Here is a 22,115-nt window from a genome sequence, read left to right as displayed (position 1 = left end):
ATACAGCCGCGCAGCAACGCGACTTTGTGTTTAACGGCCCGACGAACGTTTTCGCCGAGCCGTGATCTTCAAAAGCGGATCGACGCAGGTCATTTTGCGTCCAAAGCCAGTTTGGCGACTTGCGGCGCCGGCTGATAGCCCGGAATCACCTGGCCGTCCGCCAAAACGATGGCCGGCGTACCGTTGACGCCGATGGACTGGCCGAGGACGAACTGCTTGGAAACCGGATTCTCGCACTTGGCGGACTTGATCTCCTTGCCATCGACCATCTTGTCCATGGCCGCTTTTTTGTCCTTGGAACACCAGACCGCTTGCAACTGCTCGTCACCCGGCGAGCCCAGGCCCTGGCGCGGGAACGCTACATAACGCACTTCGATGCCGCGCTTGTTGAGCTCGGGCACTTCAGCGTGCAGCTTGTGGCAATAAGGACAGGTGGTGTCGGTGAACACGGTAATGTGCGACTTGGTTTCGCCGACTGCTGGATAGACCACGGTTTCGGCGACCGGGATGCCGTTGATCAACTTCGAAATGCCCTGGCGTTCGGTGATCTCGGTGAGATTGACCGGCTTGCCGTCCTTGAGCGTGAACAGGTTGCCCTGGACGATGTACTGGCCGTCGGCGCTGGCGTACAGCACGCGGCTGCCCTTGAGCTTGACTTCATAGAGCCCGGACATGGGACTGGCAGAGATGGCTTCGATCGGCACTTCGAGCTCGAGGTTGGCCAGGCTCTTGCGGATAGCCTGGTCAGCCGCGTCGTCGGCGATGGCAAAGGTGCTGGCCAACGCAATGGCGGCGGCGGTGAACATCTGGATCAAACGCATGAGGACTCCTGAGGCGAACAAATGGGACGGGAACCAACGACCCGCAGATTCGGGTTCCAGCCGCCCACCGTGCAAACCGGGAAAGCCTACCACATAAGGCTGGCGTGGCCGAATGCCGGTGATGCAAGGCAATGGCGAGCGCTTATCCGTGGGGTTCTTCTTCAGCCGCGGGGATGATGCTTGGCGTGCAGGTCCTGCAACCGCGCCCGAGCCACGTGGGTGTAGATCTGGGTGGTGGACAGGTCGCTATGCCCCAGCAACATCTGTACTACCCGCAGATCAGCGCCATGATTGAGCAGGTGCGTGGCGAAGGCATGGCGCAAGGTGTGGGGGGATAGCGATTTATTGATTCCCGCCACCTTGGCCTGGTGCTTGATGCGGTGCCAGAAAGTCTGGCGGGTCATCTGCTCGCCGCGCAGGCTCGGAAACAGCACATCGCTGGGACGCCCACCCAGCAGGTCATGACGCGCATCGCGCATGTAGCGCTCGACCCAGACGATCGCTTCCTCGCCCATGGGCACCAGGCGTTCCTTGCTGCCCTTGCCCATCACCCGCAGCACGCCCTGGCGCAGGTTCACTTGCTCAAGTGTCAGGCTGATCAGTTCGGTGACCCGCAAACCACAGGCGTACAGCACTTCCAGCATCGCTCGGTCGCGCTGGCCGATGGGGTCACTGAGGTCGGGGGCCGCCAGCAATGCTTCCACGTCCGCTTCCGACAGGGATTTTGGCAGCGGACGGCCCAGTTGCGGCATTTCCACGCGCAAGGTCGGGTCCACCGCAATCACTTTTTCCCTCAGCAAATAGCGATAGAAGCCACGCAACCCGGAAAGAAATCTGGCGGTAGAGCGGGGTTTATAGTTCTGCTCCAAACGCCACGCCAGATGGTCGAGGATCAATTCCCTTCCGGCGTTGATCAATTCCAGGTTCTGTTCCTGCAACCAGCCATTGAACAAGGCCAGGTCGCTGCGATAGGCGCCGCGGGTGTTATCGGAGAGCCCCTTCTCCAGCCACAGGGCGTCGAGGAACTGGTCTATCAGTGGATGGTCGATGGCTGGCATAAAGACTCATGAGCTAGCGAAGGCTGCGTCGCATAAAAACGACGAGTGAAGAGTGCTCAAAGCACAAATCGCAGGCAACAAAAAAGCAGCCCGCAGGCTGCTTTTTTTTGCATCGGAAGCTGGACTTAAGCCAGTTTTTCCTTGATGCGAGCTGCTTTACCCGACAGGTCACGCAGGTAGTACAGCTTGGCTTTACGCACGTCACCGCGACGCTTCACAGCCATGCTGTCGATTTGCGGGCTGTAGGTCTGGAAAGTACGCTCTACGCCAACACCGTTGGAGATTTTACGAACGGTGAATGCACTGTTTACGCCGCGGTTACGCTTGGCGATAACAACGCCTTCGAACGCTTGCAGACGCGAACGGTCGCCTTCCTTCACTTTCACCTGAACGACAATGGTGTCGCCTGGGGCAAAGGTAGGGATCTCTTTGGTCATCTGCTCTGCTTCGAGTGCAAGGATGATTTTGTTAGTCATGCTGTGCTCCTAAGGCAAGTCAACGGACTTACCATCGATACGTTGTTAACTATCGTCCCGCTCGCGGATGTATTCCTCGAGCAGCTTCTTCTCTTCTCCAGAAAGCGAGCGGCTTTCCAGAAGATCGGCGCGTCGTTCAGAGGTCCGACCAAGGGACTGCTGTAAACGCCAACGCCGGATGTGCGCGTGGTTGCCACTTAGCAACACGTCGGGAACACGCTGATCCGCATACACCTCCGGTCGGGTGTAGTGCGGGCAATCCAGCAGACCATCCGTAAAGGAATCTTCCTCGGCGGAATCCGCATGCCCTAAAGCTCCAGGCAGCAGTCGTGTAACCGCATCGATCAGGACCATCGCCGGCAGCTCGCCGCCAGACAGTACATAGTCGCCAATCGACCACTCTTCATCGACATGAGCTTCAATGAAACGCTCGTCAATGCCTTCATAACGGCCGGCAATCAGGATCAATGCATCCGAATTCGCCAGCTCGCGTACCGCCGACTGAGTCAGCTGACGGCCTTGGGGCGACAGGTAGATCACCTTCGCACCCTCCCCGGCTGCCATCCTGGCCTGAACCAGCGCATCTTCCAGGGGCTTGATCTTCATCACCATGCCCGGACCACCGCCAAACGGGCGATCGTCCACAGTGTGATGCCGATCCGTGGTGTAGTCTCGCGGATTCCAACAGGTGAGCTGCAACAGCTCCTGTTTCACCGCGCGGCTGGTTATGCCGTATTCGCTGATGGCGGAAAACATCTCGGGAAACAGCGTGATGACTTCAACGCGCAAATTAGCCACGTTTAGAAATCCGCATCCCATTCCACCTTCATCTCGCCTGCTTCAAGGTCGACTGCCAACACGCATTGCTCCGTATAGGGCAACAGGCGTTCGCGATCATCCAGGCTGCCGACGCAAGGCTTGACCACCATGACATCGTTCGAACCGGTCTCGAGCAGATGATCGATCTTCCCGAGCAATTGCCCGAGGTGGTCGATGACCTTCAGACCCACCAGCTGGTACCAGTAGTACTCGCCGTCGGTCAGTTCAGGGAACAGGTTGCGCGGCACGCAGATCTCATAACCGGCCAGAAGACGCGCTTCTTCACGATCATCGAGACCCTTGAGCTTCGCGACCAGGAACTTGTCGTTCCCGCGTCCGCTGACCAGCTCCACCTGTTTCACGCTACCTTCGCGCTTGAGCGTCCAGGTTTTGTACTCCAACAGGTTCTTGATCGGATCAGTAAAGGAATACACCTTCACTTCGCCGCGAACGCCATGTACAGAGTAGATCTTGCCGACAACGATCAAATCACCGGCATCTTTTGGCGTCGCGTTCATATTGCTCAGGCCGCGGCCTTAGCCGATTCCTTCAACAACTGAGCAACACGCTCAGAAGGCTGTGCACCAACGCTCAGCCAGTAGGCTACGCGCTCTTGGTTCACGGACAGACGAACTTCCTGACCACGGGCAACAGGGTTGAAGAAACCAACCTGTTCCTTGTGGGAACCGTCACGCGGGTTGCGGCTGTCGGTTACGGTCAGGTGGTAAAACGGGCGCTTTTTGGAGCCGCCAAGGGCAAGACGGATTGTTAGCATGTGAACATCGTTCCTGTAGTCGGTGCTGCAAATCTAAATGCACAGCGGGCATAGGTGCCCGAAAGGCCGCATATTCTAAGGAATATCCGGACTTTTGCAAATGACTTTTTCCGGCGCCTGGCGCGGTGCAATCAAGATTTGCCATAGAGCCGTCATGAAAAACGGCGGGTCAGCTCCCGCGTAGCGCGGGTTTGCTGGAAATCCCCGCTTCCGTGCGGGGCAACGCCGACATGACAGCCGGCGCAGATTCTTTACATTTTCGGCATGCCGCCGCCGGGCAACATACCGCCCATGCCGCGCATCATCTTGGCCATCCCGCCCTTGGCGGAGAATTTCTTCATCATCTTCTGCATCTGCTTGTGCTGCTTGATCAAGCGTCCGATGTCCTGCACCTGGGTACCGGACCCCATGGCGATACGACGCTTGCGCGAACCGCTGATCAGCTCAGGGTCGCGGCGCTCGGCCGGGGTCATGGAGTTGATGATGGCTTCCATCTGTTTGAACTGCTTTTCAGCCGCGCCCTGGGCATTGCCCATCTGCGCCAGGTTCACGCCGCCGATGTTCGGCAGTTTGTCCATGAGGCCGCCGAGGCCGCCCATGTTCTTCATTTGTTGCAGCTGGTCGCGGAAGTCTTCGAGGTCGAAGCCCTTGCCCTTCTTCAGCTTCTTGGCCAGTTTGTCGGCCTTGTCCTTGTCGAGGGTCTGTTCGGCCTGCTCGATCAGGCTGAGCACATCGCCCATGCCGAGGATGCGCGAAGCGATACGCTCGGGGTGGAACGGCTCGAGCGCTTCGCTCTTCTCGCCCATGCCGATGAACTTGATGGGCTTACCGGTGATGGCGCGTACCGACAGCGCGGCACCGCCACGGGCGTCGCCGTCGACCTTGGTCAGGATCACGCCGGTCAGCGGCAGTGCGTCACCGAACGCCTTGGCGGTGTTGGCCGCGTCCTGGCCGGTCATGGCATCGACCACGAAGAGCGTTTCCACGGGGTTGATCGCGGCATGCAGCGCCTTGATCTCACCCATCATCTCTTCATCGATGTGCAGGCGACCGGCGGTGTCGACGATGACCACGTCGATGAATTTGAGCTTCGCTTCCTTTATAGCCGCCTGGGCGATGTCCACCGGCTTCTGGCTCAGATCGGACGGAAAGAACGTCACGCCGATATCGCTGGCCAGGGTTTCCAGCTGCTTGATTGCCGCCGGACGGTAGATGTCCGCCGACACCACCATCACCGACTTCTTCTTGCGCTCCTTAAGGAAGCGCGCCAGCTTGCCGGCGGTGGTGGTCTTGCCCGCGCCTTGCAGACCGGCCATCAGCACCACCGCTGGCGGCACGGCGCTGAGGTTCAGGTCTTCGTTGGCGGCGCCCATCAGGCTTTCGAGCTCGGCCTGGACGATCTTCACGAACGCCTGGCCCGGGGTCAGACTGCGGGACACTTCGGTGCCGACGGCGCGTTCCTTCACCGAATTGACGAAGTCCTTCACCACCGGCAGGGCAACGTCGGCTTCGAGCAACGCCATGCGCACTTCGCGCAAGGTGTCTTTGATGTTGTCTTCGGTCAGTTTCGCTTTGCCGGTGACATGGCGCAGCGTCTGCGAGAGACGGTCGGTTAGGTTTTCAAACATGCGCGATCCTTTCAGGCCCAGATAAGACCGGGATAATGGCGGCCCAGACCGTGAAATATGTGCTCGGCGAGCCTGCGGCGTGGGCAGGTCGCGGATTATAGCGAAGAAGCGTGCGACGTACACCTCGCCGTCGGTTGCGGCGGTCTTTCGTGCGGTAGGGGTTCTATGCCAAACTCAGCGCCTTTCGGGCCTGCCTAACAGGATTTATGCTCCCCTTGTCACCCAGCTTGCTTGCAACCCTCGCCGCCGCTTGTCTTTATGCCGCTGCGACCTTCTATCAGGGCACCCGTCTGGCCTCCGGCGCCAAGGCGAACAAGCGCCTGCTGGTCACGCTCGGCGTGCTGGCGGTGCTCGGCCATGCGGTCAGCCTGCTCACCCACTTGATGACGCCGATCGGCCTGGGCCTGGACTTCTTCAACGCCGCCAGCCTGATCGCCATGGCCGTGATCGCGCTGACGCTGCTGGCCTGCTCGCGCATCCCCGTGGAAAACCTGCTGGTGCTGCTGTTCCCCCTCGGGCTGGCCACGGTGCTGCTGGCGCAATTCGCGCCCTCGGGCACCGTGCAGATCATCGACGAGGAACCGGGCATCCTGGCGCATATCCTGTTGTCGATCCTCGCCTACGGCCTGTTCACCATCGCGGTGTTCCAGGCACTGCTCCTGCTGTTGCAGGACCACCAGCTCAAGCACAAGCACCCCTCCGGTCTGATCCGCAATTTCCCGCCCCTGCAAACCATGGAAAGCCTGCTGTTCGGCTTCCTCTGGGCCGGCTGGACCCTGCTCTCGCTGTCGTTGATCTCCGGCTGGCTGTTCGTCGAGAACCTGTTCGCCCAGCATCTGGTGCACAAGACTCTGCTGGCGTGCCTGGCGTGGGTCGTTTTCAGCGTGCTGCTGTGGGGTCGCAACCGCCTCGGCTGGCGTGGCCACAAAGCCATTCGTTGGACCCTGGCGGGATTCTGCCTGCTGATGCTGGCCTACTTCGGCAGCAAGCTGGTCCGCGAATACATCCTGCATGTCTGACGGACGACGCTGATGGATAGGCTGCCCTTGGGGCCATTGTTTGCGGTAATGGTCGTGCTGATCCTGTGGTCAGCCCTGTTCACGGCCATCGAAGCCGCCCAACAGTATCTGCTCGCCCAACGCAGGGCCTCGCGCTCCGGCGACAAGCCATTGGCGAAGCTCAGCTTTCCCTTGGCCAGCCTGATCCTGTGCAACACCCTCTGTCGCGCCCTCGCCGTGGTCATCGGCACGTGGCTGGCTATTTTCACCTGGCTGGAAAACGGTCCCTGGCTGGCCTGGCTCGGCACCAGCGTGGCCCTGCTGGTTTTCGCCGACTACCTGCCACGCACGCTCGCCACCCGTCATCCCGATGCGGTGCTGGCCCTGGGCAACGGTTTGCTGGGCGTTCCGTTGAAAATCGTTTATCCGGTGGCCTGGCTGCTCAATGGCCTCAGCCAGTTGCTGCTGCGCCCTTTTGCCCGCAAGGCTGGCGCGGTCCAGCAAAGCGACGACGAGCCCCCCGCGACGCCGCGTGCCGAGGAACAGGAACAGACCAGCGGTCGGGTGCATCCGGTTTCCGGTATCCACGCGCTGGACAACATCACCGTCAACGACATCCTCGTCCCTCGCAGCGAGGTGGACGGGATCAATCTCGACGACCCCATCGGCGACATCATCGAGCAGTTGCGCCTGAATCGGCGAACCCGCCTGCCCGTGTTCCACAGCGATATCAACCAGGTCGAAGCAGTCCTCAATACCCGCCAGGTTCGCCATCTACTGGCGGATGCGAGCCTGACCAAGGAAGCACTGCTGGCAGCCTGCCACGAACCGTATTTCGTTCCCGAGAGCACCCCCCTGCAGCTGCAGTTGCTCAACTTCCACAAGCAGCAACGCCGCTTGGGCATGGTGGTGGACGAATATGGCGAAGTCATGGGCATCGTGACCCTGGAGGACATCCTGGAGGAGATTGTCGGCGAGTTCGAAAGCGAGCACAGCCTCGACAATCCCCACGTTCATCCCCAACCCGACGGCCGCTTGATGATCGATGGCGCCGCGTCGATCCGCGAGCTGAACAAGACCCTCGGTTGGCATTTGCCCTGCGACGGCCCCAAGACGCTCAATGGCTTGGTGACCGAAGCACTGGAAACCATCCCGGAAAGCCCGGTGTGCCTGAAGATCGGCCGCTACCGCCTGGAAATCATCGAGACCGTCGACAACCGCGTCAGCCAGGTGCTGGTGTGGCATAACAGTTCGGTGCCGGTAGTTCTCTAATCACCGCACCGTGGCGAGGGAGCTTGCTCCCTCGCTACAAAAGCTCAGCGCATGTTCCAAATTGTGTGCGGGCTCACTTGTTGATTCGTTAGCCTCCTTCCTATACTCAACCCGCTTACCCAGCCCCGCCCGAACCTCGTGCCTACCCTGCACCCAGACGGTTCCGGGCCGTTCACCGGTTCTATTCGCTTCAGCCCTGCGACTGTTCCTACCCGAAACAGCGACAGCGCCCACCCCACATCCCTGGGTGTTTGACCATAATAATTCGCTCCAACGGAGCATATGACTGTCAGGGACAACCGCATGACAACCACTACCTGCAACGAAGCAGTGCCTGTCGAGCCGACCAACTCCGCCACCCGCGTGGCGACCGCGAGCTTCATCGGCACCGCCATCGAGTTCTACGATTTCTACGTCTATGCCACCGCCGCGGCCCTGGTGATCGGACCGGTATTCTTTCCGCAGACCTCAGGCACGGCACAGATGCTGTCGTCCTTTCTGACCTTCGGTATCGCGTTTCTCGCCCGCCCCCTGGGCTCGGCGTTGTTCGGTCACTTCGGCGACCGCATCGGGCGCAAGTCGACACTCGTGGCCTCGCTGCTGCTGATGGGCGTGTGTACCACGCTCATCGGCGTGCTGCCTGGCTACGCCAGCATTGGCGCCTGGGCCCCGATTCTCTTGTGCCTTTTGCGTTTCGGCCAAGGGTTGGGGCTTGGCGGCGAATGGGGCGGCGCGGCCTTGCTGGCCACCGAGAACGCCCCAAAAGGCAAGCGCGCCTGGTTCGGCATGTTCCCGCAACTGGGCCCCTCTATCGGTTTCCTGGCGGCCAACGGATTGTTTCTTACCCTTGCCATGACCCTGGATGACGAGCAGTTCCGCTCATGGGGCTGGCGGATTCCGTTCTTGCTCAGCGCCGTATTGGTGATCGTCGGCCTCTATGTACGTCTCAAGCTCCACGAGACGCCGGTGTTCGCCAACGCCATGGCCCGCCAGGAACGGGTGAAAATCCCGCTGGTGGAGTTGTTCAGCCAGTACTGGGCGCCGACACTGCTTGGCGCGGCCGCGATGGTGGTGTGTTACGCCCTGTTCTACATCTCCACGGTATTTTCCTTGAGCTATGGCGTCGCGACCCTGGGCTATAGCCGCGAGACCTTCCTCGGCCTGCTGTGCTTTGCAGTGTTGTTCATGGCCGCCGCCACGCCGCTGTCGGCCTGGGCAAGCGACCGGTTTGGCCGCAAGCCGGTGCTCATCACCGGCGGCCTGCTGGCGGTGGCCTCGGGCTTCCTCATGGAGCCCCTACTGACTCAAGGCTCCACGGGAAGCGTGGCGCTGTTCCTGTGCATCGAGCTGTTCCTGATGGGGGTGACCTTCGCGCCCATGGGCGCGTTGCTGCCGGAGCTGTTTCCTACGCATGTGCGCTACACCGGCGCGTCGGCGGCCTACAACCTGGGTGGCATTGTCGGCGCTTCTGCGGCACCGTTCTTCGCGCAGAAGCTGGTGGCGATGGGCGGCCTGAGCTACGTCGGCGGTTACGTATCCGCTGCCGCGGTGCTCAGCGTGATCGCGGTGCTGTGCCTGAAGGAAACACGCCACAACGACCTGAACCGCGTAGGCTGAAACGCGTGGCGAGGGGGGCACCCCCTCGCCACGCCAACCTGTCGCCCACCTGAATACCCATCAATGAAATAACCGCTGACAATTGCCCGCCATTGAAACAACCCCCTGCCCGCCCCATCTAAGGTCCATACCCCATTGCGCAGGTGCCCCATGAGCGACCAGCACTCTACTGAAGCGAATAACGAATACACAGAATCCGAGCACATCGAACACACCGTTTCCGGCACCGGCCTGGCCCTGCCCGGCCAGAGCCTGCCGGACAAGGTCTACATCATTCCTATCCACAACCGCCCGTTCTTCCCGGCCCAGGTGCTGCCGGTCATCGTCAACGAAGAGCCGTGGGCCGAAACCCTGGAACTGGTGGCCAAGTCCGAACATCATTCCCTGGCGCTGTTCTTCATGGACTCACCCCAGGAAGACCCGCGCCATTTCGACACTTCGAAGCTGCCGCTCTACGGCACGCTGGTAAAGGTCCACCACGCCAGCCGTGAAGCCGGCAAATTGCAGTTCGTTGCCCAGGGCCTGACCCGCGTGCGCATCCGCACCTGGCTCAAGCACCACCGCCCACCGTACCTGGTGGAAGTCGAATACCCGCACCAGCCGAGCGAGCCGACCGACGAGGTCAAGGCCTATGGCATGGCGCTGATCAACGCGATCAAGGAGCTGCTGCCGCTCAACCCGCTGTATAGCGAAGAGCTGAAAAACTACCTCAACCGCTTCAGCCCCAACGACCCGTCACCGCTGACCGATTTCGCCGCCGCGCTCACCTCCGCCACCGGCAGCGAATTGCAGGAAGTACTCGATTGCGTGCCGATGCTCAAGCGCATGGAAAAAGTCCTGCCGATGCTGCGCAAGGAGGTCGAGGTCGCGCGGCTGCAGAAAGAAATTTCCGCCGAGGTCAACAGCAAGATCGGCGAACATCAGCGCCAGTTCTTCCTCAAGGAACAACTCAAGGTCATCCAGCAGGAGCTGGGGCTGACCAAGGACGACCGCAGCGCAGACCTGGAACAGTTCGAACAGCGCCTTGAAGGCAAGGTATTGCCGGCCCAGGCCGAGAAGCGCATCGAAGAGGAAATGAACAAACTCTCCATCCTGGAAACCGGCTCGCCGGAGTACGCCGTCACACGCAATTACCTGGACTGGGCAACATCAGTGCCTTGGGGCGTGTATGGCCAGGACAAGCTCGATCTCAAGCATGCGCGCAAGATTCTCGACCAGCACCACGCCGGGCTGGGCGACATCAAGGAGCGCATCCTGGAATTCCTCGCCGTGGGCGCCTACAAGGGTGAGATCAGCGGTTCCATTGTGTTGCTGGTGGGCCCGCCCGGCGTGGGCAAGACCAGCGTCGGTAAATCCATTGCCGAATCCCTCGGGCGGCCGTTCTATCGCTTCAGCGTCGGCGGCATGCGCGACGAAGCCGAAATCAAGGGTCACCGGCGCACCTACATCGGGGCCCAGCCGGGCAAGCTGGTGCAGGCGCTCAAGGACGTCGAAGTGATGAACCCGGTGATCATGCTCGACGAAATCGACAAGATGGGCCAGAGCTACCAGGGCGACCCAGCATCCGCGCTGCTGGAAACCCTCGACCCCGAGCAGAATGTCGAATTCCTCGATCATTACCTGGACATGCGCCTGGACCTGTCGAAAGTGCTCTTTGTGTGCACCGCCAACACCCTCGACTCGATCCCCGGCCCGCTGCTGGACCGCATGGAAGTCATTCGCCTGTCGGGCTACATCACCGAAGAGAAGGTTGCCATCGCCAAGCGTCACTTGTGGCCCAAGCAACTGGCCAAGGCCGGCGTGTCCAAGGGCAGCCTGAGCATCAACGATAGCGCCCTGAAGGCCCTGATCGACGGCTACGCCCGTGAAGCCGGGGTACGCCAGTTGGAGAAACAACTGGGCAAACTGGTGCGCAAGGCCGTGATGAAACTGATCGAAGATCCAAAAGCCGTGATCAAGCTCGGGCCCAAGGATCTCGAAGCCTCCCTGGGCAAACCGGTATTTCGCAACGAGCAGGTGCTGTCTGGCGTCGGGGTCATCACCGGCCTGGCCTGGACCAGCATGGGCGGCGCCACGTTGCCGATCGAGGCAACGCGGATCCACACTCTCAATCGCGGCTTCAAGCTCACCGGGCAACTGGGCGAGGTGATGAAGGAGTCTGCGGAGATAGCCCACAGCTACGTCAGCTCCCACCTGAAGCAATTCGGTGGCGATCCGAAGTTCTTTGACGAGGCCTTCGTGCACCTGCACGTACCGGAAGGCGCCACGCCCAAGGACGGCCCGAGTGCCGGCGTGACCATGGCCAGCGCCTTGCTGTCCCTTGCGCGCAACCAGCCGGCGAAGAAAGGCGTGGCCATGACTGGCGAATTGACACTTACCGGCCACGTCCTGCCGATTGGCGGCGTACGCGAAAAGGTCATCGCGGCGCGCCGGCAGAAAATCAATGAGTTGATCCTGCCGGAAGCCAACCGTGGCAACTTCGAGGAGCTGCCGGACTACCTGAAGGAAGGCGTCACGGTGCACTTTGCCAAGCGGTTTGCGGACGTGGTGAAGGTGTTGTTCTGATCGTTCTGCAGTGACTGCATCGGCCTCATCGCGAGCAGGCCCGCTCCCCCGGGGATTTGTGGTGTTCACGGTATGTGATTCGCAACGAACCCTTGTAGGAGCGAGCCTGCTCGCGAAGGCGTCATCTGCACCAGCACATGTCCAGCTGACACACCCAGTAGCATCTTCGGTTATGCTCGCCGTTCGTCGTGAATGCCGGAGCCCTTATGTCCCTCACCCGCCTGCTTGTCCCCGTCAGCCTCGCCTTGCTGAGCGCCTGCGCCACACTGCCGAAACACAATGTGACGGTGGAAAAACAGAGCCAATGCCCGGTGCAGCTCAAAAGCGGGCAGAACCTGATCCTGAGTTTGCCGAGCAATCCCACCACCGGCTATCGCTGGAGCATCCAGGATTCGGCCGGCGGTGTTCTCAAAGGCCTCGGCCCCGAGGTTTACCGTAACCCGGAAGACGCCGGCATCGTCGGCGCCGCCGGTGTCTCGACTTGGCGCTTCCAGGCGTTCGACGCTGGCACCGGGCGCTTGCGTCTGACTTATCAACAGCCATGGGCACCCGAAGTGCCACCCGTGGAAACGTTTGACTGCGCTATTTCGGTGAAATGACTGTGGGTTGGCTGATCCTCGCGCTGATGGGTGCGGCCACCTTTCTATATGGCCTGAGCGTGCATGCCACGTTGCTGTGCCTGCTGGTCAAGCCAATGCCGGTGCTGGCCCTGCTGGGCTGGCTGCACGACGCGCCGCCGGGCGAATACCGACGCTGGATAAGCCTGGGCCTGATATTTTCAGTGGTGGGCGACGTATTGCTGGCCTGGCCAGGAGATTTGTTTGTATTGGGGCTCGGCGCTTTTTTGTTGGCGCACCTGGCCTATTTGAAAGCCTACCTCAGTGACTGCCGCCGCCCGGCGCTCATGCCGTTGACGATTGCCTTGTTCATTGGCGCCTTGCTGTTGGGAATATTGGTGTCGAACGGCCTCGGGCCGCTGCTGGTGCCGGTGGTCGTCTATGGCTTGGTCATCAGCGCTATGCTCTGGAGGGCCCTGGCGCGCTTGGGGACCGAGGTGCCGAAACGCTCGGCCCTGCTCGCAGCCGTTGGAGCGCTGGGGTTTGTCTTTTCCGACAGCCTGATCGGGATCAACCGGTTCGTGGCGCCGTTCCATGCCGCGCCCTACCTGATCATCATCAGTTACTGGCTGGGACAGTGGGGCATCACCGCATCGGCGTTCCCCCGAAAGCCGCACTAAAGCAGCATTTTTCTGGTTAAAATGCCGGCCTTTTCAACACCCCAGCCGCTGGAACCGCCGTGAGCAAAGAGCCCGATCGCCTATTCGCCCAACCCTTGGCCCAGGTGCCCGACTTCGCCTTCAATGAAGACGTGGTGCGGGTGTTCCCGGACATGATCAAGCGGTCAGTGCCAGGCTACCCGACCATTGTCGAGAACCTCGGTGTGCTCGCGGCGCAATTTGCCCAGCCCAACAGCGTGCTTTATGACCTGGGCTCCTCCCTCGGAGCCGTGACCCAGGCATTGCGCCGCCACGTGCGCACCGAGGGTTGCCGGGTGATTGCGGTGGATAACTCTTCGGCCATGGTCGAGCGCTGCCGCGAATACCTCAACGGCCAGGACTCGATGTTCCAAGAGCTGCTGCCGGTGGAAGTGATCGAAGGTGACATCCTGGCCCTGACGTTTCAACCGGCCTCGGTGGTGGCGTTGAACTTCACCCTGCAATTCATCGCGCCGGACCAGCGCACCGCGCTATTGGGCCGCATTCGCCAATCGTTGCTACCCGGCGGCGCCCTGATCCTTTCGGAGAAGCTGCGCTTCAACGATGCCGAGGAACACGCGTTGCTCACCGACCTGCATGTGGCGTTCAAGCGCGCCAACGGCTACAGCGAACTGGAAATCGCTCAGAAACGCAGCGCCATCGAAAACGTCATGAAGCCCGACAGCCTCGAAGAGCACCGCGAGCGCCTGCTGGCCGCCGGGTTCTCGAAAGTCGTGCCGTGGTTCCAGTGTCTTAACTTTGCCTCGTTGATTGCCCTGCCATGATCGATCTGTCCCCCCTCGCCCGCCATCTGGCCGGCACGCCCCTGGCCGATTGGGCCGCGACGTTGCAAACGCAGCTCGACGTCAAGATGGAAAAGGGCCACGGCGACCTGGAGCGTTGGCAAAGCGCCCTCGATGCGCTGCCGCTCTTGCAGCCCACCACGGTGGATTTGCTGAATGGGCTGACGCTGGACGCCGATTGCTCCGACGAAACCCGCGCCCAAATGCGTACCGCGTTGATGGGCCTTTCGCCTTGGCGCAAGGGTCCGTTCGATCTGTTTGGCGTGCATGTGGATACCGAATGGCGCTCGGATTGGAAATGGTCGCGCGTCGCCCCGCATCTGGATCTCAAGGGCAAGCGGATCCTCGACGTTGGTTGCGGCAACGGATACTACATGTGGCGCATGCTGGGCGCCGGAGCCGACATGGTGATCGGCGTCGACCCGAACTGGCTGTTCTTCTGCCAATTCCAGGCGGTACAGCGCTACCTGTCCCAGCCCAATGCCTGGCACCTGCCGTTTCCCTTCGAGGCCCTGCCGCCAGAGCTCGAAGGCTTCGATACGGTGTTTTCCATGGGCGTGTTCTACCACCGCCGCTCGCCAATCGAGCATCTACTTGCTTTGAAGGATTGCCTGGTCAAGGGCGGCGAACTGGTGCTGGAAACCCTGGTGATCGAGGGCGACGAGCATCAAGTGCTGGTGCCCGAAGATCGCTACGCGCAGATGCGCAACGTGTGGTTCCTGCCATCGGTTCCGGCCTTGGAGCGCTGGCTGCGTCGCGCCGGGTTCAGCGACGTGCGCTGCGTGGACGTGAGCCTGACGACCGTGGAGGAACAGCGTGGCACCGAATGGATGAAGTATCAGTCGCTCAGTGATTTCCTCGATCCGGCGGACCACAGCAAGACCATCGAAGGACTGCCGGCGCCGATGCGGGCGGTGATTGTGGCGCGCAAATAAATCGCCCGAGCCCCCTGTGGGAGAGCAACCTACTCACCTAAGGGCTACCAATCATTGTGGCGAGGGAGCTTGCTCCCGCTCGGCTGCGCAGCAGTCGTAGAAGCTGCCAACCGTTTTTCCTGATGCACTGTGTTGAACGGTTTGGGGCTGCTGCGCAGCCCAGCGGGAGCAAGCTCCCTCGCCACAAGGGTATGTGTTCAACCTTGCGATTTGGCTCTTCGTGTCTTGAAGAACTCACTCAGCACCGTGCTGCACTCCTCAGCCAGCACCCCGCCCTCGAACAGTACCCGATGGTTCAAGAACCCCTGGCTGAAAAACTGCCCCTGACTCTGCACGATTCCGGCCTTGGGCTCCAATGCGCCGTAGACGACCCGGGCGATGCGTGAATGCACGATCAGCCCGGCGCACATGCTGCACGGCTCCAACGTGACATAAAGGGTGCTACCCGGCAGGCGATAGTTGCTCACCGCCTGGGCGGCGGCACGGATGGCGACCATTTCGGCATGGGCGCTGGGGTCGTGGCCGCTGATCGGGCAGTTGAAACCACGCCCAATGATTTCACCGTCCTGCACCAGCACCGCACCCACCGGCACTTCGCCCAGGGCGGCGCCTTGTGCCGCGAGGGCTAGGGCTTCGCGCATGAAATCCTGGTCACGGCTACGATCAATGATCTTGGCGGGACGAATCTGGCGCATCACGCCACCTCGATGGCGGCCATCAGGCCGGTTTCCATGTGGTCGATCACATGGCAGTGGAACATCCATACGCCCGGATTATCCGCCACCAACGCCACCTGCGCCCGCTCGTTCTTGCCCAGCAGGTAGGTGTCGGTGAAGTACGGGATGACCTTGTGCCGGTTCGACGCGATCACTTTGAAGCTCATGCCGTGCAGATGGATCGGATGTTGGTACTGAGTCATGTTCTTCAATTCAAAAATGTAACTCTGGCCTTTTTTCAGCGTGGCGATCGGCCGGTCGGAACAGGTCTTGTCAGTGATGTCCCAGGCCTTGCCGTTGATCTGCCACAGGCTCGGCGGCTTGCCATTGTCGACATTGACCGACACCGAACCGACCCATTCGAAATTGAAGTTGAGCTTCTCGGCATTGGCCAGGTCCGGCTCAGCCACCGGGTTGGGCGGCAATGCCGGCGGCCATGGGGTCGGCGCCTCATTGTTTGGCACCGAACGCAGGGTCCCCAAGCGCACCGGGCCATTGCGCAGCGACAATTCTTCACCGGCCGGCGGGGCCTTGATCGCCAGGCAAATGCGCATGCCTGGCCCCAGCCAGTATTCCTTGCCCAACGGGCGCGGCTCGATGGGGTTGCCATCCAACGCATAGATCTGCGCCTCTACGCCTGGAATGTTGATGCGATAGGTAAGCGTGTTGTCGAGGTTGAGCAAACGCACCCGGGTAATCTGCCCTGCCGGCAGATCGATTACCGCCTGCGGCACGCCGTTGATGGTCGACAACCGTCCAGCCGTACCACCACGCGCAGCCTCGCGGGGAATGCTGAATTCGACGAACTGGCCCTGCTCGTCCACGTGCCAGTTCTTGAGGCTCAGGGTCTGTTCGTATTTGAAACCGGTGGGCTCGCGCTCTTCGACGATCAGCGGCCCCACCAGCCCGCGCCCGAGTTCTTCACTGCTATTGACGTGGGGGTGGTACCAATAGCTGCCGGCGTCCGGCACGCGGAATTTGTAGTCGAAGTACTCACCCGGCAGCACCGGCAGTTGCGAGACATAAGGTACGCCGTCCATCTCCAGCGGCAAACGGATACCGTGCCAGTGAATGGTCGTCGCGACCGGCAAATGGTTGATAAAGCGAACCCGCAACCACTCGCCCTGACGCACCCGCAACTCCGTCCCCGGTGCCGAGGGGCCAAACGCCCAGGCCTGGGTCTTGTGCCCGGCCACCAGCTCCACGTCCAAAGGCGCCGCGATCAGCTCGTAGTCGTGACCGGCCTCGGCATCGGCCATTTTCCCCAGCCAGTACCGCGACGCGCCTCCCGCCCCCACACCAACGACAACAAGACCGGCCAGGCCACCGAGTATTTGGCGACGGGTGAAAGACATGAACGCAACTACCTCTGGATCTGCGACGGACCGGCGGGCCGCAAAAGGCGAATACGATACACCTGCAATTGAGAAATATTAAGTGAAGGATTGTCGCTGTACCGTACCGAGCCTCTAATCGAGCTCGTTCAGCCAGGTAATCGTCCATATTGACGCAGGCCCAAGCAAAGCCCCCCAAACGCAGTCACTCCACCAGAGCTTCCAACTCTTTAACCATGCCAGGTAACCGTCGGCCCTCTTTCGCAACGTTGACCTGCAAGGCCACCCGGGCCACATCCAGCACGCTCTCGGCAAGCGAATAGCTGCCCTTGGCCTGGAGCCAGCTCAGAACATCCGCCAAATGCCAAATGGATGTACTCCCCTCATGCACGGGTGTCGGGAAGCTGCCTGGATGAGCCAACATCAATTTGCGCATGTTCTGCCGAGATACGCCTACGATCTCCGCTACGTCGGTCAGCCCGACCCAATCAGGCGCAACCTCGATCAATTTAGCCGACGGCACCGCGCGCTGGACATCGGCCAGAGCGCTAAGCACGGCCTTGAGCGCATCAGGCGCTTCGCGAGTGAACTCAAGCGCCAGTCGTCCCGGTTGCCCGATACCGACCAAGGCATCGTCGCAGCCCGCTTCGCCCAGCCGCTCCACCAGTTCATCCATGGCACAGCCATCGTCAGCAAGCTGATATTTCAAGGTAAAAATATATTCCATTGTTCTATTCCTCAGCATCGTCATCAGCCTCGCGCCGATTGCGATGCGCAGTGCAATTGTCCACGACGCGTCGCAATGCTCGCGCATGGTTGCCAGGACTCTTCGGCGTGCTCCATATCGAGGTGATGCAGAACTCGCCGCAACGGCACTCCACTTCTTTGTACGGGCAATAAACCCGCCCCCAGGCGTGACTGCCGCCAACGTCTACGCGCCACCCTTGCCCTTCGGCATACCTCAGCGTTTCTTCGATTTCTTTCTTCGGGTGCGTTGGACGAATCATCCGTGATCTCCAGTATTCGCATGATTAGCCAGGTTGTCAAATGACAACCTGACTCTTTCTTTCAAACGACGCTCTGCCCAGCGGGATCACGTTTGCCCGGCCGGAGCATGGACACAGGGGGCACGAGGCGCATTACTTGGCACGCGACAGCGTTTCGCGAGGCGTGCCGGCGAAATTCCCGCGGGGCTTCGCCGTCCGATGATAAGCATTTCTCGGTGCCCGTTGAGGCAAGGAATCGTAGCGAAAGGTGACCGAACCGCCAGGCGACATTCCCTAACAGGGAGCGAAGGACAAACGTGGGCAAGCCAGGGACAACGATAGGAAATTTGGCATGGATGGGCACAAACAGCTTGGAATCGCCTCTACCCCTGTGGCGAGGGAGCTTGCTCCCTCGCCACAGTTTTGTGTTTGGCGGACAATGACGCGAGCCTTTCAAGTCTCATCACGTCAGTGACAAAGTGCTGATCCCGCAATAGAGGGATCTGGAAGCCGACCGCGTGCTGGCGCGGACCGACTAAGGAGGTGCCGACCCCCAACACGCCAAAAGCCCGCAATTAAGCGGGCTCAGGGTGTTCCTTGCTAGAGGCTACCGGTCAGCGCCGGCGCCCCCATCACTCCCACTCAATCGTCGCCGGCGGCTTGCTCGACACGTCATACGTCACGCGAGAGATGCCTTCGATTTCATTGATGATCCGCCCGGAAACGGTTTCCAGCAGCTCGTACGGCAGGTGTGCCCAGCGAGCGGTCATGAAGTCGATGGTTTCCACGGCGCGCAGGGCCACGACCCAGGCGTAGCGACGGCCATCGCCGACCACGCCGACCGATTTCACCGGTTGGAACACCACGAATGCCTGGCTGACCTTGTGGTACCAGTCGGCCTTGCGCAGTTCTTCGATGAAGATGTGGTCGGCGCGACGCAGCAGGTCGGCATATTCCTTCTTCACTTCGCCGAGGATCCGCACGCCCAGGCCTGGGCCCGGGAATGGGTGGCGGTAGACCATGTCATACGGCAAGCCCAGCTCCAGGCCGAGGCGACGCACTTCGTCCTTGAACAGTTCGCGCAGCGGCTCGACCAGCTTCAGGTTCATCTCTTCCGGCAAGCCACCAACGTTGTGGTGGGACTTGATCACGTGGGCCTTGCCGCTCTTGGCGCCGGCCGACTCGATCACGTCAGGGTAGATGGTGCCCTGGGCGAGGTACTTGATGTTGTCCAGCTTGCAGGATTCGGCATCGAACACGTCGATGAAGGTACGACCGATGATCTTGCGTTTCTTCTCCGGGTCGGACTCGCCGGCCAGGTTGTTCAAGAACTGCTCTTCGGCATTGGCGCGAATCACCTTGACGCCCATGTTCTCGGCGAACATGGCCATCACTTGCTCGCCTTCGTGCAGGCGCAGCAGGCCGTTGTCGACGAAGACGCACGTCAGCTGGTCGCCGATGGCCTTGTGCAGCAGTGCGGCAACCACCGAGGAATCAACGCCGCCAGACAAGCCCAGCAATACGTTATCGGTGCCGACCTGGGCGCGGACCTGGGCGATGGCGTCTTCAGCGATCTTCGACGGAGTCCACAAGGCTTCGCATTCGCAGATGTCGAGGATGAAGCGCGACAGAATGCGGCCGCCCTGCTTGGTGTGGGTCACTTCCGGGTGGAACTGCACGCCGTAGTAGCGACGCTCGTCGCTGAACATGCCAGCGATCGGGCAGCTCGGGGTGCTGGCCAGGATGTGGAAGTCTTCAGGCATCTTGGTGACTTTGTCACCATGGCTCATCCACACGTCGAGGCCGAACAGGCCGTCGGCGTCGATATGATCCTCGATGCCGTCCAGCAGGCGGCTCTTGCCGACCACGTCGACGCGAGCGTAACCGAACTCACGCAGGTCGGAACCCTCGACCTTGCCGCCCAGCTGTTCAGCCATGGTCTGCATGCCGTAGCAGATGCCGAACACCGGTACCCCCAGGTCGAACACCGCTTGCGGGCAACGCGGGCTGTTGGCTTCGTGCACGGACTCGGGGCCGCCGGCGAGGATGACGCCTTTCGGAGCGAATTCGCGAATCGCTTCGTCATCCATGTCGAACGGATGCAGTTCGCAGTACACGCCGATCTCACGCACGCGGCGGGCGATCAGCTGGGTGTACTGGGAACCGAAGTCGAGGATCAGGATGCGGTGAGCGTGAATGTCGAGGGCCATGACTCATTCTCATGTAGTGAATCAGAAACAACTCGGGGCTGAATGAACAGCCCCGGTGATTAACGTTTTGCTGGAAGCCTTAACCTACGCGGTAGTTCGGCGCTTCCTTGGTGATCTGCACGTCGTGTACATGGGACTCGGCCATGCCGGCGCCAGTGATGCGCACGAATTCCGGCTTGGTGCGCATCTCTTCGATGTCAGCGCTGCCGGTGTAGCCCATCGAGGAACGCAGGCCGCCCATCAGTTGATGGATGATGGCGCTCAGGGTGCCCTTATACGGCACGCGACCTTCGATGCCTTCCGGCACGAGCTTCTCGGCACCTGCGGAGGAGTCCTGGAAGTAACGGTCGGACGAACCCTGGGCCTGGGACATGGCGCCCAGCGAACCCATGCCGCGATAAGCCTTGTAGCTACGACCCTGGAACAGTTCGATCTCGCCCGGCGCTTCTTCGGTACCGGCGAACATCGAACCCATCATCACGCAGTAGGCACCGGCGACGATGGCCTTGGATAGGTCACCGGAGAAACGGATACCGCCGTCGGCGATCAACGGCACGCCGGTGCCTTCAAGGGCAGCGGCGACGTTGGCGATGGCACTGATCTGCGGCACGCCGACACCGGCGACGATACGGGTAGTACAGATCGAGCCTGGGCCGATACCGACCTTGACCGCGTCGGCGCCCGCTTCGGCCAGGGCCTTGGCGGCAGCGCCGGTGGCGATGTTGCCGCCGATCACCTGTACGTCGGGGAAGTTCTGCTTGACCCAGCGCACGCGGTCGATCACGCCTTTGGAGTGACCGTGGGCGGTGTCGACCACCACCACGTCAACGCCAGCGTTGACCAGGGCGGCGACGCGGTCACCAGTGTCCTTGCCGGTGCCGACAGCGGCGCCGACGCGCAGACGACCCTGGTCGTCCTTGCTGGCCAGCGGGTAGGCCTTGGCTTTTTCGATGTCGTTGACGGTCATCATGCCCTTGAGGGCGAATTTGTCATCGACGATCAGCACGCGCTCGATGCGGTGCTTGTGCAGCAATTCGCGGACGTCGTCCTTGCTGGTGCCTTCCTTGACCGTGACCAGGCGCTCTTTAGGCGTCATCACCTGGCGAACAGAGGCGTCCAGGCGGCTTTCGAAGCGCACGTCACGGGAAGTAACGATGCCGACGAGGTCGCCATCGTGCAGCACCGGAACACCGGAGATGTTGTGCATGCGGGTCAGTTCGAACAGATCCCGGACCGTGGCGTCAGCCTCGATGGTGATCGGATCCTTGACCACGCCAGCCTCGAACCGCTTGACCTTGCGCACTTCGGCGGCCTGTTGTTCGATGGTCATGTTCTTGTGGATGATACCGATACCGCCTTCCTGGGCCATGGCAATGGCCAGACGGGCTTCGGTCACGGTGTCCATGGCGGCGGAAACCAGGGGGATATTCAGTTCGATGCCACGGGTGAGACGGGTTTTGAGACTGACTTCGTTAGGCAGCACCTCGGAATAACCGGGCACTAGGAGAATGTCGTCGAAGGTCAGAGCTTCTTGGCTGATACGCAGCATCGCGGGGGCTCCCGAGCGGGAAAATGGAAGCGCGCCATTATACTCATGCACCCCGTCTGGCTCAATGTAAAACTCTGTCTATTATTGGCGGGGTGATTGACGGGCTAAAACCACTGTCCTTGTGGTACACCAAACCCTGTGGCGAGGGGATTTATCGAAACGTCGCACCGCCCCGCTGGGGCGCGAAGCGGCCCTAAACCCAGGCCCTGCGGTACATCGGACAGATTGAGTCGACTGCTTTGGGACTGCTGCGCAGTCCAGCGGGGCGGTGCGACGTTTCGCTAAATCCCCTCGCCAC

At 61.0% G+C, this 22,115-nt stretch carries 21 protein-coding genes; 8 read left to right on the top strand and 13 right to left on the bottom strand.

Going from position 1 to position 22,115, the window contains the following annotated elements:
- Window positions 1-89 precede the first annotated feature (89 nt).
- The 7 genes from M1D68_RS05165 to ffh form a co-directional block, all read right to left on the bottom strand.
- Window positions 90-821, bottom strand: a complete 732-nt coding sequence (locus tag M1D68_RS05165) for a DsbC family protein (protein ID WP_457969526.1) — start codon at window positions 819-821, stop codon at window positions 90-92.
- A 161-nt stretch (window positions 822-982) separates the two neighbouring features.
- Complete coding sequence (gene xerD / locus M1D68_RS05160) at window positions 983-1,879, bottom strand: site-specific tyrosine recombinase XerD (RefSeq protein ID WP_420764181.1); 897 nt, start codon at window positions 1,877-1,879, stop codon at window positions 983-985.
- A 125-nt stretch (window positions 1,880-2,004) separates the two neighbouring features.
- The gene (rplS, locus tag M1D68_RS05155) at window positions 2,005-2,355 is read right to left on the bottom strand and encodes a 50S ribosomal protein L19 (protein ID WP_003175895.1); all 351 of its coding nucleotides are present in this window, start codon (window positions 2,353-2,355) and stop codon (window positions 2,005-2,007) included.
- A 45-nt stretch (window positions 2,356-2,400) separates the two neighbouring features.
- Window positions 2,401-3,174: a tRNA (guanosine(37)-N1)-methyltransferase TrmD gene (gene trmD, locus M1D68_RS05150; RefSeq protein ID WP_457969516.1), complete on the bottom strand. Its 774-nt coding sequence runs from the start codon at window positions 3,172-3,174 to the stop codon at window positions 2,401-2,403.
- Window positions 3,156-3,692, bottom strand: a complete 537-nt coding sequence (rimM, locus tag M1D68_RS05145) for a ribosome maturation factor RimM (RefSeq protein WP_457969515.1) — start codon at window positions 3,690-3,692, stop codon at window positions 3,156-3,158. The genes trmD and rimM overlap by 19 nt, the downstream gene beginning before the upstream one ends.
- A gap of 5 nt (window positions 3,693-3,697) precedes the next feature.
- Window positions 3,698-3,949 carry a 30S ribosomal protein S16 gene (gene rpsP, locus M1D68_RS05140; RefSeq protein WP_003198088.1) on the bottom strand — a complete coding sequence of 84 codons (252 nt, stop codon included), beginning with the start codon at window positions 3,947-3,949 and terminating at the stop codon, window positions 3,698-3,700.
- 251 nt (window positions 3,950-4,200) lie between these two features.
- Window positions 4,201-5,577: a signal recognition particle protein gene (gene ffh / locus M1D68_RS05135; protein ID WP_413794151.1), complete on the bottom strand. Its 1,377-nt coding sequence runs from the start codon at window positions 5,575-5,577 to the stop codon at window positions 4,201-4,203.
- 206 nt (window positions 5,578-5,783) lie between these two features.
- On the opposite strand from ffh, the gene M1D68_RS05130 reads away from it, so the two are divergent.
- From M1D68_RS05130 to cmoB, 8 genes are all read left to right on the top strand, one after another.
- A complete protein-coding gene (locus M1D68_RS05130) occupies window positions 5,784-6,596 on the top strand; it encodes a cytochrome C assembly family protein (protein WP_457969512.1) in 813 nt (270 codons plus the stop codon).
- Between the two features lie 12 nt (window positions 6,597-6,608).
- Window positions 6,609-7,847 carry a CNNM domain-containing protein gene (locus M1D68_RS05125; protein ID WP_434562469.1) on the top strand — a complete coding sequence of 413 codons (1,239 nt, stop codon included), beginning with the start codon at window positions 6,609-6,611 and terminating at the stop codon, window positions 7,845-7,847.
- A gap of 303 nt (window positions 7,848-8,150) precedes the next feature.
- Window positions 8,151-9,464: an MFS transporter gene (locus M1D68_RS05120; RefSeq protein ID WP_434562467.1), complete on the top strand. Its 1,314-nt coding sequence runs from the start codon at window positions 8,151-8,153 to the stop codon at window positions 9,462-9,464.
- A 150-nt stretch (window positions 9,465-9,614) separates the two neighbouring features.
- A complete protein-coding gene (gene lon / locus M1D68_RS05115) occupies window positions 9,615-12,029 on the top strand; it encodes an endopeptidase La (RefSeq protein ID WP_420764176.1) in 2,415 nt (804 codons plus the stop codon).
- Window positions 12,030-12,235: 206 nt separating this feature from the next.
- A complete protein-coding gene (locus M1D68_RS05110) occupies window positions 12,236-12,628 on the top strand; it encodes a protease inhibitor I42 family protein (RefSeq protein WP_457969509.1) in 393 nt (130 codons plus the stop codon).
- 2 nt (window positions 12,629-12,630) lie between these two features.
- The gene (locus tag M1D68_RS05105; protein WP_420764174.1) at window positions 12,631-13,266 is read left to right on the top strand and encodes a lysoplasmalogenase; all 636 of its coding nucleotides are present in this window, start codon (window positions 12,631-12,633) and stop codon (window positions 13,264-13,266) included.
- 59 nt (window positions 13,267-13,325) lie between these two features.
- Window positions 13,326-14,069: a carboxy-S-adenosyl-L-methionine synthase CmoA gene (cmoA, locus tag M1D68_RS05100; protein ID WP_434609744.1), complete on the top strand. Its 744-nt coding sequence runs from the start codon at window positions 13,326-13,328 to the stop codon at window positions 14,067-14,069.
- Window positions 14,066-15,022 (top strand): tRNA 5-methoxyuridine(34)/uridine 5-oxyacetic acid(34) synthase CmoB, encoded by a 957-nt coding sequence (cmoB, locus tag M1D68_RS05095; RefSeq protein ID WP_457969507.1) that lies wholly within the window; start codon window positions 14,066-14,068, stop codon window positions 15,020-15,022. Before cmoA ends, cmoB begins: the two co-directional genes overlap by 4 nt.
- Window positions 15,023-15,219: 197 nt before the next feature.
- Here cmoB and tadA read toward each other — a convergent pair whose 3' ends face one another.
- The 6 genes from tadA to guaB all read right to left on the bottom strand — a co-directional run bounded on the left by tadA (window position 15,220) and on the right by guaB (window position 21,817).
- On the bottom strand, window positions 15,220-15,717 hold the full coding sequence (gene tadA, locus M1D68_RS05090) for a tRNA adenosine(34) deaminase TadA (protein ID WP_420764171.1): 498 nt from the start codon (window positions 15,715-15,717) through the stop codon (window positions 15,220-15,222).
- Window positions 15,717-17,093 carry a multicopper oxidase family protein gene (locus M1D68_RS05085; protein WP_457969506.1) on the bottom strand — a complete coding sequence of 459 codons (1,377 nt, stop codon included), beginning with the start codon at window positions 17,091-17,093 and terminating at the stop codon, window positions 15,717-15,719. The genes tadA and M1D68_RS05085 overlap by 1 nt, the downstream gene beginning before the upstream one ends.
- Before the next feature lie 184 nt (window positions 17,094-17,277).
- Window positions 17,278-17,799: a helix-turn-helix transcriptional regulator gene (locus M1D68_RS05080; protein WP_457969504.1), complete on the bottom strand. Its 522-nt coding sequence runs from the start codon at window positions 17,797-17,799 to the stop codon at window positions 17,278-17,280.
- Between the two features lie 4 nt (window positions 17,800-17,803).
- Complete coding sequence (locus M1D68_RS05075; RefSeq protein ID WP_457969502.1) at window positions 17,804-18,079, bottom strand: hypothetical protein; 276 nt, start codon at window positions 18,077-18,079, stop codon at window positions 17,804-17,806.
- A 611-nt stretch (window positions 18,080-18,690) separates the two neighbouring features.
- The gene (guaA, locus tag M1D68_RS05070; protein ID WP_420764167.1) at window positions 18,691-20,268 is read right to left on the bottom strand and encodes a glutamine-hydrolyzing GMP synthase; all 1,578 of its coding nucleotides are present in this window, start codon (window positions 20,266-20,268) and stop codon (window positions 18,691-18,693) included.
- 79 nt (window positions 20,269-20,347) lie between these two features.
- Window positions 20,348-21,817, bottom strand: a complete 1,470-nt coding sequence (guaB, locus tag M1D68_RS05065) for an IMP dehydrogenase (RefSeq protein WP_420764166.1) — start codon at window positions 21,815-21,817, stop codon at window positions 20,348-20,350.
- Between the last annotated feature and the right edge of the window lie 298 nt (window positions 21,818-22,115).

The sequence above is a fragment of the Pseudomonas sp. R4-84 genome (assembly GCF_054130985.1).
Note: the sequence above shows the minus strand (reverse complement) of the source record. Positions and strands in the feature narration are given on the sequence as shown.